Below are 14345 nucleotides of genomic sequence, written 5' to 3'. Positions count from 1 at the left end.
GTCGACCGGTTCTCCGTCCGCCTCCGGCTCACGCACCGTGTCGAACGCGACTGGCACGCGACCGACACAAAGCGCATTACGGATGGGTGGGACGGAGGTGTCATGAGTCGTTACACGGTCGTCGTCACCGACCACCGGTTCGGGGACCTCGCCATCGAACGGGAGGGTCTGTCGGGGCTCGCGGACCTCGAGGAGCTCGCCGAGGACCGCGCTCGGGCGCTCGACCAGCTCGCGGGGGCCGACGCGGTCATCAACCTCGTCCGCCCGTTCGACGAGGGGATGGTCGACGCCCTCCCGTCGGACTGTCGGGTCATCGCCCGGTACGGGATCGGCGTCGATAACATCGCGGTCGACGCGGCGACGGCCCGGGGGATCCCGGTCGTAAACGACCCCGACTACTGCGTCGAGGAGGTGGCGACCCACGCGGTAGCGATGATCCTCTCGCTCGCCCGCCGGCTCAAGCCCTACGACGCCGCGATGGCCGACGGGGAGTGGAAGACCGACCGCGCCGATCCCATCGAGCACCGGTTCTCCTCGCAGACGGTCGGCGTCGTGGGATACGGTACCATCGGAGCTCTCGTCGGGAGACACGCGGCGGCGCTCGGCGCCGAGGTGCTCGCCTCGGATCCGTACCTCGATCCGGAGGAGGTGGGCGAGGAGGCGACGCTCGTCTCGCTGGAGGGACTGTACGAGCGGGCCGATTACGTGACGGTCCACACACCCCTGACCGATGGGACCCGCGGGCTCGCCGACGCCGGGGCGTTCCAGCGGATGAAGGACACCGCGTTCCTGATCAACGTCGCGCGTGGACCCATCGTGGACGAACGGTCGTTGATAGACGCGCTCGACGCGGGCGAGATCGCCGGCGCGGGGCTCGACGTGTTCGAGGTCGAGCCGCCGGCGGCCGACAGCCCGCTCCGCGGGCACCCGGACGTCGTCGCGACGCCCCACGACGCCTGGTACTCCGAGGAGGCGAACACCGAGCGGCGTCACACCATCACCGAGGCCGTCCGACTCGCCCTCGAGGGACGCCGCCCGCCGAACGTAGTCAACGGGGTCGGGGAGGACGCGCCGTAGGGACCACCGCTGTCCGCGGTTCTTCGACGGGTCGCCGCCACGGTCGTCTCCCCAGGGACCGACCGGGCGGACCCGCCCGAGTCGCTTCCGAGCCGAATCACACCGCCGGTGTGCGGGTGGGCTCCGGGGTTGGGGCCTCCGCGTTCCCCGCGCCACCCCCACGAGGTTCGCCGTCCACCCACCCACGCGAACGCTTTTATCCCCGGTCGTCGACCCGGCGGCCATGCGATTCGAAGGAACCATCCCGCCGATGGTGACACCGACGGAGAGCCGGGAAGGAGGCGTCGACGTCCCGGTGCTGGAGTCGTACACCGAGTTCCTCGTCGAGGGGGGCGTCCACGGGCTCTTCCCCTGTGGCTCGATCGGCGAGTTCCCGAGCCTTACGCGGGACGAACGGCTGACCGTCGTCGAGACCGTGGTCGAGTCGGCGGGGGACGTCCCCGTCCTCGCCGGGTGTGGCGCGACGAGCATTTCGGATGTCGTCGCGCTGACCGAGGACGCCGCCGAGGCGGGCGCGAGCGCCGCGGTGGTCGTCACGCCCTACTACCTGGGGGTCGACCAGGCCGGGCTTCGGGGGTTCTACGAGGCGGTCGCCGACCGATCGCCGCTCCCGATCGTCCTCTACAACATCCCACAGCGGACCGGCGTGACCCTGGAGCCGGAGACGACGGTCGCGCTCGCGGAGCACGAGAACGTCGTCGGGGTCAAGGACTCCTCGGGGGGGATGGCCGACGTCTTCCGGACCCTCGACGAGACTCCCGACGACTTCGACGTCATCCAGGGGCTCTCGATGCTGGCGCTGCCGTCGCTCGACAGCGGCGCGTCGGGGCTCATCTCCGGGGCGGCGAACGTCTTCCCGGCGGCGCTCTCGGCGCTGTACGAGGCCCACCGGGCGGGCGAACACGATCGGGCCGTCGCCATCGCCAACGAGGTCGCGAACCCGCTCGTGGCGGCCTACTCGGACCTCCCGACCGCGACCGCGCTCAAGCACCTCCTCGCGCTCGCCGGTCACGACGTCGGGCCCCCGGTGCTCCCGCTCTCGGAACTCGACCCCGAGCAGCGCGAGGCCCTGGCCGAGGGCTACGATCGGGCTCGCGAGCGCGCCGAGGCCCACTCGCTCGTCTGACCGGACCGCCACCGTCACGGCGGTAGCGACCGCCCGCGCTGACCCGTCCCGCGTGGACGGAGGACTACCGTCCGCCCGACCCTCCCCCATCTTTATTTCCAGTCCCCCACAGGATCGCTCGCATGGACGACGAGCCGGACTACCGGATAGCGGCGGGCGGCGGCGTCCCCTGGCGGGACCTGTCGATGGAAGAGACTCACCGTCCCCCCGAACGGGACATCGAGATAACGAACGTGGAGACGATGGCGATCGCGGGCAACTTCACCTGGGGGATCGTCAAGGTCGAGACCGACGCCGGGGTCTACGGGCTGGGCGAGACGTTCCGCGCGGAGGCCGCCCTCGACATGGCCGAGCGGCTGCTCGTCGACCTGGAAGGGGAGAACCCGCTCGACATCGACCGCATCACGGCGCTGCTGAACCAGCGCTACACGGGGAGCGGTCGCATCGGGCAGGCGGCGTTCACCGGCATCGAGACCGCCTGCTGGGACATCAAGGGGAAGGTACTCGACGCGCCGGTGTACGAACTGCTCGGGGGGAAGTACCGCGACAGGGTGAAGGTCTACTGTGACACCCACGGCGGGGAGTCGCTGGGCGAGGCCGCGGGTCGGGACCCGAAGGAGGTCTACACGCCCGAGTCGTACGCCAGGGCCGCCCGCGAGGTGGTCGACGAGGGGTTCGAGGCGCTGAAGTTCGACCTCGACGTGCTCACCCACGCGACCGACACAGCCGCCAGACGGCTCGACAACGCCGCCGTCGAGCACAAGGTCGACCTCGTCGAGGCCGTCCGCGAGGAGATCGGTTACGACGTCGACCTCGGGATGGACCTCCACTGGAACTTCACGACCGAGACCGCGGCGCGGATCGGAAAGAAACTCGAACCGTACGACCTGGCGTGGCTCGAGGACCCCGTCCCGCCCGAGCAGGTCGAGGGGCACCGCCACCTGCGCGAGAAACTCGACGTCCCCCTCCTGACGGGCGAGAACATCATGACCGCGTCGCGGTTCGCCGACCTCGCGAGCGCGGGGGCGATGGACATCGCCGCGCCGGACGTGAACAAGTGCGGCGGGCTCTGGGAGCTCCGGAAGATCGCGCTCGTCTGTGAGCTCCAGGGGATCTCGCTCTCGCCGCACAACCTCTCGAGCCCACTCGGGACCGTCGCGGGCGCACACGTCTGTGCGACGTTCCCGAACTTCCTCGCGCTCGAGTTCCACGCCAGGGACGTCCCCTGGTGGGGCGACCTCGTCCGGCGGGTCGACGATCCCGACGCCCCCATCATCGAGGACGGGTACATCGACCTCCCCGAGGGGCCGGGTCTGGGCGTCGAACTCGATCCGACGGTCGCGGAGCGGTACCTCACGGACGGGTCGTCACTCGTCGTCTGAGACGGGCGGTCGTGGTCCTCTACCGGTGACCGCCCGGACGGGAATCGGTGGTCTCCGGTAAATCGTTACGACCGTCCGTATGACAGGACGGCCTTCTCCTTCGCTGTCCGGGAGGTCAATCGAGGGTGTGCGTCGGGGTCTGGCGGCCGATTCCCGGCGAGTGTGTCAGGAACACATAACATTTTAGGAAAAACTTTATCATTATTCACCCCCAGCGTTGGGTCGTATGCCAGACGATGACAGTTCTGAAATGCGAGACGAGAGCACGTCCCGACGTAACGTGCTCAAAGCAACGAGTGCGATAGGCGCGGCCGGGGCGATGGGTGCGCTGGCCGGCTGCACGGGCGGTGACGGTGGCGACGGCGGCGGTGACGGTGGCGACGGCGGTAGTGACGGCGGCGACGGTGGCTCCACGCCGACCGAGGGCGACGGTGGGGACGGCGGCGACGGCGGCGACGGTGGCGACGGCGGTAGCAGCGAAACCGTCGAGATCAGCTACCTCTCGGCCGAAGCGGCCGAGAACTCCCTGACCGGGCCGCAGTTCGAGAAGTCAATCGGCCGGTTCGAGGACCAGTACGGCAACGTCGAAGTCACCCTGCAGACCGCGTCGTACTCCGACGTCAGACAGCAGATCTCGTCGCGGGTCTCCGGCGGCAACCCGCCGACCCTGGCGGAGTTCGGTGGCGCGGGCCTCTCGTTCTTCCTGGACGACCAGGTTCCCAGCCACACGCCGTTCGTCGAGGAGTCCGACCTGTACCCGGACGCCTGGAGCGCGGCGTCGGAGGCGACCGCCAACTTCCGGGGCGAGTACTGGTGTGGCGGCCCGATGCGCCACAGCGTCTCGAGTCTCGGTATCCGGCCGAAGATGTACAGTCAGGCCGGCGTCAGCGACCCGATGGAGGAGCTGTCGACCTGGACCCAGTTCTGGGAGCACACCAGTGCTGTCGCCGAGGAGTTCCCCGACGCGTTCGCCTACGAGAAGACCGGCGTCCCGGGCGACCTCGAGGACTACTGGGGCGAGGCCCGGACGGCCCACACCGACGGGCAGGACCCCTGGATCCGGGGCGAGGGTTCGAACCCGGAACTCCAGATCGGCAACAACCCGCGGACGGACGGGATGATCGAGCACACGCTCGCGCTGGCCCAGGAGTTCTCCAGCCCGGAGGCGGCCTCGCGCGGCGACGAGGAGATCCCCTCGCTCATGCTGACCGACAGGGTCGGTTCGTTCACCTACGCAACCCAGAACTTCACCCGGTGGTACCAGACGAAGGAGGACGCGGTAATCGGGTGGGACGGCGGCGACGGCGACTTCATGCTGCTGCCCAACCCCAGGGTCGGCAACGGCGGCGACCTCGCCGAGGCGTCCGGCGTCGACACCCTCTCGGAGGTCGACTCGGGTCAGCACGGCGGCCACGTGTGGGCGCTCGAGCAGGCCCACGGGATGTTCTCCGGCTTCGAGCAGCCGCAGTTGGAAGCCGGCTGGGCGCTCAACACGTTCTTCCACCGCGACGAGCAGCACGTCATGGAACAGTACGGCGAGACGTACCCGTCGATCCCGGCCGACACCGAGCTCCAGAGCGTCCTGCTGGACCAGATGGGCGACGACCTGCCCCAGAACTTCACGCAGGTCCTCGCCAACCTGAACGAGTACGGACCCCAGTACAACAACACGGGGGCCCCCTGGGACGTCGGTGGGACCGACCAGATCCGGTGGACCGACATCAACGAGACGATCAGCCAGGCCATCGCCGGCCAGGTCGACGGCTCGAACCTCGTCAGCGAGGTCCAGAGCCGGGTCCAGACGACCCTCGACGAGCAGAACAACATCGACATGTAGGCGGGGCCGGCTCCCAGCGGAGCCTGCCCCGTCGACTCCCCCGTTAGGGGATTTTTCGCTCGCGGTAAGCCAGTGCTAAACCCGCCGACAGCGCCCCGCTCGCGGCAGAGAGAGCAACCTTTTTGATAGCCCGTTCCCCAGTCAGACTACACGCAGGGGTGTGTGACAGTGGCTCAAGGACAACAACGAAGCGCAGAGGCGATACGCGATCGGTACGGACTGACCGACCGGACCCTGATGGACAGGCTCCGAGAGAACTGGATCGGGTACGTGTTCATCATCCCGACGTTCCTGATGTTCGGGCTCCTGTTCTACTACCCGATGCTCCGGGGACTGTACGTCACGTTCACGAACATTGGACTCGGTGGGACGGGCGGGGAGTTCGTCGGGCTCGCGAACTACGCGTGGCTGTTATCCAACGACCTGTTCTGGTTCGCCCTGGGCTGGACCATCGTGTTCGTGCTGGGCACGACGGCGCTCCAGCTGGGCATCGGACTGATCGTCGCGCTCCTGCTCAACGAGGTGGCGGGGCGGTCGAAGGCGATTCTGACGGCACTCCTGTTCTCGCCGTACTTCTCGGCTCCGCTCGCGGGTGGTGTCATCTGGTTCTGGTTCCTCAACGGGGACTACGGGCTCGTCGACCAGGTGCTCAGGGACCTCGGCGTGACCCCCCCGTCGTTCCTGGCGGGGACCTTCTGGCCGTACGTGTCGCTGATCGTCGCACAGACGTGGCACGACTACGCGTACGCGGGGATCATCTACGCGGCGGCGCTGACCGCCGTGCCGAAAGCGCAGTACGAGGCGGCCGCGCTCGACGGTGCCGGTCGGCTCCGGCGGTTCCGCGACGTGACGCTGCCCCACCTGCTCATCCCGACGGTGGTCATCCTGGCGCTGCGGACCGCGTGGAACATCGCCGAGTTCGCACAGCCGTTCGAGCTGACCGCCGGCGGCCCCGGGACGCGAACGATGCTACTCAGCATCCTCACGTACCGCGTCGCGTTCGTCAACCTGCAGTTCGGCCGCGCGTTCACGGTCGGCGTCGCGATGATCGTCCTGTCGATGACGGCGGCGATCGTCTACGTGACCGCGATCAAACAAGAGGAGAACCTCTACGTCTGAGGATACGAAAATGCTAAACGAAACAAACCGATCGAGAACGGTCCTGTACGTGGCACTGGCAGCCGTCTTCCTGTGGGCGCTGGCCCCGTACCTCTGGATGATCCGAACGTCGATCCTGACGAACTTCGCGGCCATCTCGACCGACACGCCGTACATCCCGTTCTTCGGCGCGATGGACACGATCACGCTCGAGCCGTTCTTCAACGTCTGGGAGCGCTCGAACTTCCCGCTGTTCTTCCGGAACAGCATCATCGTGGCGCTCGCCGCGACGGTGATCTCGCTGTTCTTCTCGATTCCGGGGGCGTACGCGTTCGCTCGCCTGGACTTCCCGGGGCGACAGCTCCTGTTCTACACGGCGGTGTTCACGATCATGTTCCCGTGGATCGTGCTGACGATCCCGGTGTACGAGGTCTTCTTCAACCTCGGGCTGGTGAACACGCTGCTGGGAGTGATTATCGCCATCTCGATCTTCATCCTGCCGCAGAACATCTGGCTGCTCCAGGGGTTCTTCAGGCAGGGGATCCCGCCGAACATCGAGGAGGCGGCGTTGCTCGACGGCCTCAACGAGATCACCGCGTTCATCCGGATCGTGCTGCCGCTGTCCGCCCCGGCGATCGGCGCGGCGGCGCTGTTCTCGTTCCTCTCGGGATGGAACAACTTCCTGTGGGTGTTCATCCTCACCAGCGACGAGAACGTCCGGACGGCGACCGTCGCGATCCACTACATCCTGGGGAGCGACACCCTGCGCGAGTGGAACCTCCTGATGGCCGCGGTGGTCATCCTCGTGCTCCCGCCGGTGATCTTCTACGGGCTCGCCCAGAACTACGTCGGCGAGGGGCTGGGCGGAGGGCCGGCCGGATGACCCGACCCCTCGTCCGGCGCGCGGCCCCGGTCCGACAGAAGCGTAATAATAAATAAGAGCGGTCCAAATTCAAGACAAGAGAAACCATGGCACGCGTTCAACTAGACAATCTGACGAAGGTGTTCGAAGCAGCGGGTGGGCCCCTCGTGGCGGTCGAGGAGCTCGACCTCGAGATACCGGACGGCGAGTTCGTGGTGGTGGTCGGCCCCTCCGGCTGTGGCAAGTCGACGACCCTCCGGATGCTCGCGGGGCTCGAGACGGTCACCGACGGCGAGATACGCATCGGCGACGATGTGATCAACGACAAAGCGCCGAAGGACCGGGACATCGCGATGGTGTTCCAGGACTACGCGCTCTACCCGCACAAGACCGTCCGGGAGAACATCGGGTACGGCCTCCGGCTGAGTACGGACCTCTCCGACGAGGAGATCAACAAGCGCGTCCAGGAGGCGACCCAGATGATGGGTATCGACGACCTGCTGGACAAGAAGCCGGGCGCGCTCTCGGGCGGCCAGCAGCAGCGCGTCGCCACCGGGCGGGCCATCGTGCGCGAGCCCGCCGTGTTCCTGTTCGACGAGCCGCTGTCGAACCTGGACGCCAAGCTACGCAAGCACATGCGGACCGAGCTGGCACGGATCCACTCCGAACTCGGGATCACCACCGTCTATGTCACCCACGACCAGGAGGAGGCGATGACGCTCGCCGACCGCATCGTCGTGCTCAACGACGGGAAGCTCCAGCAGGTCGGCACCCCGAAGGACGTCTACTACCGGCCGACGAACCTGTTCGTCGCCGACTTCATCGGATCGCCGAGCATGAACTTCTTCGACGTCAGCCTCGAGACCGACGCCAGCGGCGGTCGGCTGGTCCACAAGGGGTTCACCTACGACGTCTCGCAGGGGTTCGTCGACGCGGTTCGCGAGCAGACCGACACGACCGACTTCGTCCTCGGCATCCGACCGGAGAACGCCCGGTTCGGCTCGGCGGCCGACGAGGGCAAGACCGTCACCGGGACGGTCGAGGTCGTCGAAGTCGTCGGCTCGGACAACTTCATCTACCTCGACATCGACGGCGAGGAATTCCGACTGCGGACGACCTCCGAGCGCGAGCCCGAACTGGGCTCGACGCTCGAGGTCACGTTCGACGAGGGCGACATCAGCCTGTTCGACGCGAACACCGAGGACGCTGTCATCCACGGCCACCGGACCCCTGGCGGCCAGGAGACGACGGTCGAGCAGGGAACGACCGCCGAGCAGTAGACCGACCGGGGCCGGTCGCCGACTGAACGTCCGCCGGTTCGCCGTCGAATCGCCCGACGCCATGGCCTCACGCCTCGCACGGGCAGCTTTTTGGTATCCTCACCCGATTGCCGGCTGTGACATACGACATCGCACACCTGCCGGGTGATGGTATCGGGGTCGAGGTGACCGACGCGACGCTACCGCTGGTCGACCGCGTCGCCGACGATCACGGGTTCTCCGTCGAGACGACACGGTACGAGTGGGGAAGCGAGCGCTACCTCGAACACGGGTCGATGATGCCCGAGGGGGCGCTCGAGCGGCTCGCCGAACACGACGCCATCCTCCTGGGTGCCGTCGGTCACCCCGACATCCCGGACCACGTGACGCTCCGTGGGATGATGCTCCCGATCCGGAAGACGTTCGACCAGTTCATCTGCGAGCGGCCCTCCGTGCTGTTCGAGGGCGTCGAGAGCCCGCTCCGCGGGTACGAGGGCGGCGACATCGACTTCGTCGTCTACCGCGAGAACACCGAGGGGGAGTACTCGGACGTCGGCGGCCGCGAACACCGGGGACACGAACACGAACTCGCCGTCCAGAGCGCCGTGTTCACCCGCCACGGCACCGAACGGATCGTCCGCGCGGCGTTCGAGGCCGCGACCGATCGCTCGGGGAAGCTCACGAACGTCACGAAGTCGAACGCCCAGGCTCACGGGATGGTGCTCTGGGACGATATCGTCGAGGAGGTCGCCGAGGAGTACCCGGAGGTCGAGGTCGAACGGCTGCTCGTCGACGCCGCGAGTATGGATCTCATCCGGCGGCCGGACGAGTTCGACGTCCTCGTCGCCTCGAACCTGTTCGGCGATATCCTCACCGACATCGGGGCCATCGTCTCCGGCAGCATGGGGCTGGCCCCCTCGGCGAACGTCACCCACGACGAGCGCTACCCCTCCATGTACGAGCCGGTCCACGGGAGCGCCCCCGACATCACCGGCCAGGGGATCGCCAACCCGCTCGCGACGATCCTCTCGGCGTCGATGATGCTCGACGACCTCGGGGAACCCGGTGCCGCCGACGCCCTCCGGGACGCCGTTACGGACCAGCTCGCCGACCCCGACGCGCCACGGACGCCCGACCTCGGGGGCGAGAGCGGGACGGGGGACGTCGTCGACGATCTGCGCGAGCGCCTCTGAACCCCGGTCCCGCCGACTCCGACTACGAGTGTCCGGAGACCTCGAGGGGCTCGTAGGGTTCTTCGAGGTAGTCCTGGTCGCTCTGGGAGAGGTCGATCTCGAGTGCCTCGACGGCGGCTTCGAGGTGCTCGACGCTGGTGGTGCCGACGATGGGGGCGTCGACGGCGTCCTGGTGGAGGAGCCAGGCGAGGGCGATCTGGGCCATCGAGACACCCTTCTCCGCGGCGAGTTCCTCGACCCGTTCGTTGATCTCGGGACCGCCGCCCTCGCGGTATGGATGCTCGTAGAGGTGGTCCCGTTCCGAGTCCGACGCGCCGCGCGTGGTCGCGTCGATCGACTCGTGTGGACGAGCGAGATACCCCCGGGCGAGCGGCGACCAGGGGATGACGCCGATTCCCTCGCGTTCGCAGAGGGGGAGCATCTCGCGCTCCTCCTCGCGGTAGACGAGGTTGTAGTGGTTCTGCATGGTGACGATGCGGTCGAGGCCCAGCGAGTCGCTGGTGTGGAGCGCCTCGGCGAACTGGTGGGCCCACATCGAGGACCCACCCAGGTAGCGGACCTGCCCCCGCCGGACCGCGTCGTCGAGCACGCGGAGCGTCTCCTCTACTGGCGTGTCGTCGTCCCACCGGTGGGTCTGGTAGAGGTCGATCGTGTCCATTCGAAGGCGCTCCAGCGAGTTCGCCAGTTCCTGCTCGACGGCCTTTCGCGAGAGCCCGCTCGCGTTGGGGTCCTCGCCCATCGCTCCATAGACCTTGGTGGCGACGACCTGTGCGTCCCTGCTGTACTCCGCGAGGACGTTCCCGAGGACACGCTCGGATTCGCCCTGCGAGTAGACGTTGGCGGTATCGAAGAAGTTGATCCCGAGGTCGATCGCCCGCTCGATGATCTCCCGGCTCTCCGCTTCGTCGAGGACCCACTCGCGCCAGTCGCTCGACCCGAACGACATACAGCCCAGACAGATCCGCGAAACCGTCATTCCCGTCGATCCCAGCGTCGTGTACTCCATGGCCACCGATCGCAGAACAGCGAGAAAAAGTTATGCCAGCCCCAGCGTCCGGCCGGTCGCCCGGGGGTCCGGCGCTCCCCCTACTCGTAGGTGCGTCCGCCGAGCGCGTTGTCCTCGATGTAGTCCCAGTCGTACTCGACGCCGAGGCCCGGGCCGTCGGGCACGCCGACCGTTCCGTCCGAATCGATGGAGTCGAGCTGGTCCTCGTAGCCGCCCTCGTAGACTGGGGGCTGGGTGTTCGCGGTGTCCGGGTGGACGAGGGCCATCTCGTAGTAGTTCGCGTTCCGCGTCGCGGCGAGACAGTGTCGCTGTGCGGGGCCGGGGGCGTGGTACTCGACGTCGAGGCCGAACCCCTCGGCGACGCGCGCGAGCTTCATCGCGCCGGTGATCCCCGCGTCGTACTCCGGATCGGCGCGGAGGAAGTCGGTCGACTCCGTGGCGATGAAGTCCGTGTGTGGTTCGAGCCCGCGGACGTGCTCGGTCTGGAGGATGGAGGTGTCGAGTTTCTGTCGGAGTTTGCGGTGGGCGTGCTGGGAGATGCCGGCGTCGCGGAACGGGTCCTCGTACCAGAAAAAGTCCTGCTCGTCACACGCCCGGCCCACGTCGAGCGCGTCCGCGAACGTCTCGTACTCGCAGGCGGGGTCGAGCATGAGGTCCATCTCCTCGCCGACCCGCTCGCCCACCGCGTGGACGGTCTCGACCTCCCGGTCCATGTCGCGGTCGTGGCCACCCCAGCCGTGGATCTTGAACCCCGGGTAGCCCATGTCGAGACACTCCTCGGCGAAGTCGGCGAACGCCTCGGGGGAGTCGAGCCCCCCGTTCTGATCGCCGTGGTAGGTCGAGGCGTAGGCGGGGAGGCGTTCGCGGTAGGTCCCCAGTAGCTCGTGGATGGGGGCGTCGTGGTACTTGCCGGCGAAGTCCCACAGCGCGATATCCAGGGGTCCCATTCCCATCCGGTCGTACTTCCGGAGCGCGCGCTTGAGTTCCGACCAGTGGCGCTCGCGGTGCAGCGGGTTCTTCCCGATCAGGTAGTCCGCGACCATGTTCACCTGCGCGAACCCGGGGGAGTTCCCGCCGATGTACTCCCCGTTGATCCCCTCGTCGGTCTCGATACGGAGCGCGAACAGTTTGCGTTCGGCGGTCTCGCCGGGGGTGTAGACGAGGTTGAACCCCAGCTCGTCGAGCGCGAGGTCCTCCAGGGGGTAGCTGAACTCGGTGGTCTCGATGCGGGTTATCTCGGGAGCCATCGACCGGGAGGATAGCGGGACGCCATATAGTTCCCCCGCACCCACTCGCGCCCGCGCTGGCCTCTCGATCGGCTGATCGTATGCGCACGCGAAAGAAGTCGTGTTGCGGGTGTGTCGTCCCCGTGAGACGCTCCCGTCGATGAAACTGGCCGAGCTACTCGTCGGCGACGTCGTTGACGAGCGTTCCGACGCCCTCGACCTCGACCTCGACGGTGTCGCCGTCCGAGAGCGGGCCGACGCCCTCCGGCGTGCCCGTGGCGATGATGTCGCCGGGTTCGAGGGTAACGTACGTCGTGATCTCCTCGATGAGTTCCGGGATGGTGAAGATGAAGTCGTCGCGCGAGGAGTCCTGCCGGAGCTCACCGTTGACCCGCGAGCGGACGTAGGCGTCGTCGGGTACCTCGTCGGGGGTGGCGAGCACCGGGCCGACCGGCGCGGAGTTGTCGAACGCCTTCCCGCGGATCCAGTTCTGCTCCTGGCGCTGGTCGTCCCGGTTCGAGACGTCGTTGAAGCAGGTGAATCCCTCGACGACGTCCATCGCGTCGTCCTGGGAGACGTGTCGGCACTGTTCGCCGATGACGACGCCGAGTTCGGCCTCGTAGTCGATGCGTTCCTTGCCCGAGAGCAGCGGGACGGTGTCGCCGTGGCCCGCGAGGGCGTTCAGCCCCTTCATGAAGATCAGGGGACGGTCGGGGATCTCCGAGCCGGACTCCTCGGCGTGGGCGGCGTAGTTGAGCCCGATGCAGAGGATTTTCGTCGGATCGGACGGCGGGAGGACGTCGACCTCCTCGAGGTCGTAGGTGCGACCCGCGAAGCTGACTTCGTCTCCGTGCCACTCGCCGGTGCGGACGGACCCTGCCGGGTCCCTGAACCTGACGCGGTGCATACCGACCGCTCCGGCGGGGACGGTAAAACGGTTCCGGGGTCGACTCGGGCGATGGGGTGTGGCACCGGCTCGATGAGGGGAACACTCCGAACGTCCGGGGCGCTCGTGATCGGCGACCGGGTGTCCGGACCCACGGTCCGGAGGCGATTCCGATCCGACTCACTCGGTCACCAGGAGGTGATCGTGACGTCCCGGAGCGGCCGATCCAGGGGTACGGACACCTGCCCGTCGGTGTAGTGCGAGATGTAGAAGCCGACGATGATCTCGAGCGAGCGGGTCGCCTCTTTCCCCGTCGAGTGGTTCTCGGCGTCGCCTTCCAGCAGGTCGCGGACGTGGCCGGCGGCGTTGGCGAACGACCCCCGGTAGTCGACGTCCCAGCGCCACGCGCCCTCGATCCCCGGGAGGTCCTCCTCGACGTGCGTGCCGTCCTCGAGCCGCCAGTAGCGCCACTCGCCGTCGTCGTTGTTGAGGTAGAGCTTCCCCTCGGTGCCGATGAACTGGAACGACATCGAGGAGATGGGTCGGGAGACGGTGCAGTCGACGGTGGCGAACGTCCCGTCGTCCATGACGACGAAGCCGCCACCGCCCGAGTCGTCGACCTCGCGGTCGCCCTCCAGGGCGTCGACGGCGTCGTTCTCGCCGTTGATGTAGCCGCTCACCCGCTCGGCGCGTGCATCGAGCAGGTAGACGAGCGTGTCAAGGAGGTGCGTCGAGTTGCGCAGCAGTTCCCGCCTGAACAGCGCCGACGCCGACTTCACCTCCCCCAGGATACCCTCCTCGACGACGAGCTCCCGGAGCCGCTGGAGCCGGTCGGTGAACCGGAACGAGTGGTTGATGACGAGTTCGACTTCCTCCTCGTCACACACGGCACACATCTCCTCGGCCTCGGTCACGCTGGAGGCGATGGGCTTCTCGCACCAGATCGCGTCGAGGTCGCCGAGTCGCGCGGCGTCGACGACGTGCTCGTGGTGGAGGAAAGACGGGGTACAGACGGAGACGACGTCGAGGTCGGCCTCGCGGAGCATCTCGCGGTGGTCTGTGTAGAGCCCCGAATCGGGGAGTTCCCACGCCTCCCCGAACGTGCCGAGTTTCTCCTCGTCCAGGTCGGCGACGGCTACCAGTTCGATATCGTCGGTCGCGTGGTAGCCGCCGGCGTGGCTCTCCGTGAACTTCTTCTTCCCGATGTCCTCCTCGTCGTGGAGTCCGAGGATGCCCAGTCCGGCGATGCCGCCCGCGCCGATGATGCCCGCCCTGTATGTCATGCTCGGCCGGCGGTTCCCTCCCGGAGGGGATAAGTGTGGGTGGGGACGGTCTGCGGCCCGGTCCGGTGATCGTCCAGCCCGGTCGGCCTGGCAGTAGGTTGAAGGCCCGA

General features: G+C 67.6%; 12 protein-coding genes. 8 read left to right on the top strand and 4 right to left on the bottom strand.

The window, feature by feature from the left end; all coding sequences use genetic code 11:
• The first annotated feature begins 102 nt into the window (after positions 1-102).
• The 8 genes from WDJ58_RS16160 (at position 103) to WDJ58_RS16125 (ending at position 9834) form a co-directional block, all read left to right on the top strand.
• Positions 103-1077, top strand: a complete 975-nt coding sequence (locus WDJ58_RS16160; protein ID WP_338914311.1) for a C-terminal binding protein — start codon at positions 103-105, stop codon at positions 1075-1077.
• Positions 1078-1300: 223 nt separating this feature from the next.
• Entirely contained in the window at positions 1301-2203 is a 903-nt protein-coding gene (locus tag WDJ58_RS16155) for a dihydrodipicolinate synthase family protein (RefSeq protein WP_338914310.1), read from the top strand.
• 122 nt (positions 2204-2325) lie between these two features.
• Positions 2326-3585, top strand: a complete 1260-nt coding sequence (locus tag WDJ58_RS16150; RefSeq protein WP_338914309.1) for a mandelate racemase/muconate lactonizing enzyme family protein — start codon at positions 2326-2328, stop codon at positions 3583-3585.
• 226 nt (positions 3586-3811) lie between these two features.
• The gene (locus WDJ58_RS16145) at positions 3812-5422 is read left to right on the top strand and encodes an ABC transporter substrate-binding protein (RefSeq protein ID WP_338914308.1); all 1611 of its coding nucleotides are present in this window, start codon (positions 3812-3814) and stop codon (positions 5420-5422) included.
• Positions 5423-5659: 237 nt separating this feature from the next.
• Positions 5660-6541, top strand: a complete 882-nt coding sequence (locus tag WDJ58_RS16140; protein WP_338914307.1) for a carbohydrate ABC transporter permease — start codon at positions 5660-5662, stop codon at positions 6539-6541.
• Positions 6542-6590: 49 nt separating this feature from the next.
• Positions 6591-7403, top strand: a complete 813-nt coding sequence (locus WDJ58_RS16135) for a carbohydrate ABC transporter permease (protein ID WP_338914306.1) — start codon at positions 6591-6593, stop codon at positions 7401-7403.
• A gap of 86 nt (positions 7404-7489) precedes the next feature.
• Positions 7490-8662 carry an ABC transporter ATP-binding protein gene (locus WDJ58_RS16130; RefSeq protein ID WP_338914305.1) on the top strand — a complete coding sequence of 391 codons (1173 nt, stop codon included), beginning with the start codon at positions 7490-7492 and terminating at the stop codon, positions 8660-8662.
• Between the two features lie 116 nt (positions 8663-8778).
• Positions 8779-9834: an isocitrate/isopropylmalate dehydrogenase family protein gene (locus WDJ58_RS16125; protein WP_338914304.1), complete on the top strand. Its 1056-nt coding sequence runs from the start codon at positions 8779-8781 to the stop codon at positions 9832-9834.
• Between the two features lie 22 nt (positions 9835-9856).
• On the opposite strand, the gene WDJ58_RS16120 is transcribed toward WDJ58_RS16125, so the two are convergent.
• From WDJ58_RS16120 to WDJ58_RS16105, 4 genes are all read right to left on the bottom strand, one after another.
• Positions 9857-10840, bottom strand: coding sequence for an aldo/keto reductase (locus WDJ58_RS16120; RefSeq protein WP_338914303.1), 984 nt, complete (start codon positions 10838-10840; stop codon positions 9857-9859).
• Positions 10841-10920: 80 nt separating this feature from the next.
• Entirely contained in the window at positions 10921-12087 is a 1167-nt protein-coding gene (locus tag WDJ58_RS16115; RefSeq protein WP_338914302.1) for an enolase C-terminal domain-like protein, read from the bottom strand.
• A 154-nt stretch (positions 12088-12241) separates the two neighbouring features.
• Positions 12242-12973 (bottom strand): fumarylacetoacetate hydrolase family protein, encoded by a 732-nt coding sequence (locus tag WDJ58_RS16110; RefSeq protein WP_338914300.1) that lies wholly within the window; start codon positions 12971-12973, stop codon positions 12242-12244.
• 167 nt (positions 12974-13140) lie between these two features.
• Positions 13141-14235 (bottom strand): Gfo/Idh/MocA family protein, encoded by a 1095-nt coding sequence (locus WDJ58_RS16105; RefSeq protein WP_338914299.1) that lies wholly within the window; start codon positions 14233-14235, stop codon positions 13141-13143.
• Positions 14236-14345 lie beyond the last annotated feature (110 nt).

The organism is Salinirubellus litoreus, from assembly GCF_037335815.1.
Lineage (GTDB): Archaea > Halobacteriota > Halobacteria > Halobacteriales > Haloarculaceae > Salinirubellus > Salinirubellus litoreus.
Note: the sequence above shows the minus strand (reverse complement) of the source record. Positions and strands in the feature narration are given on the sequence as shown.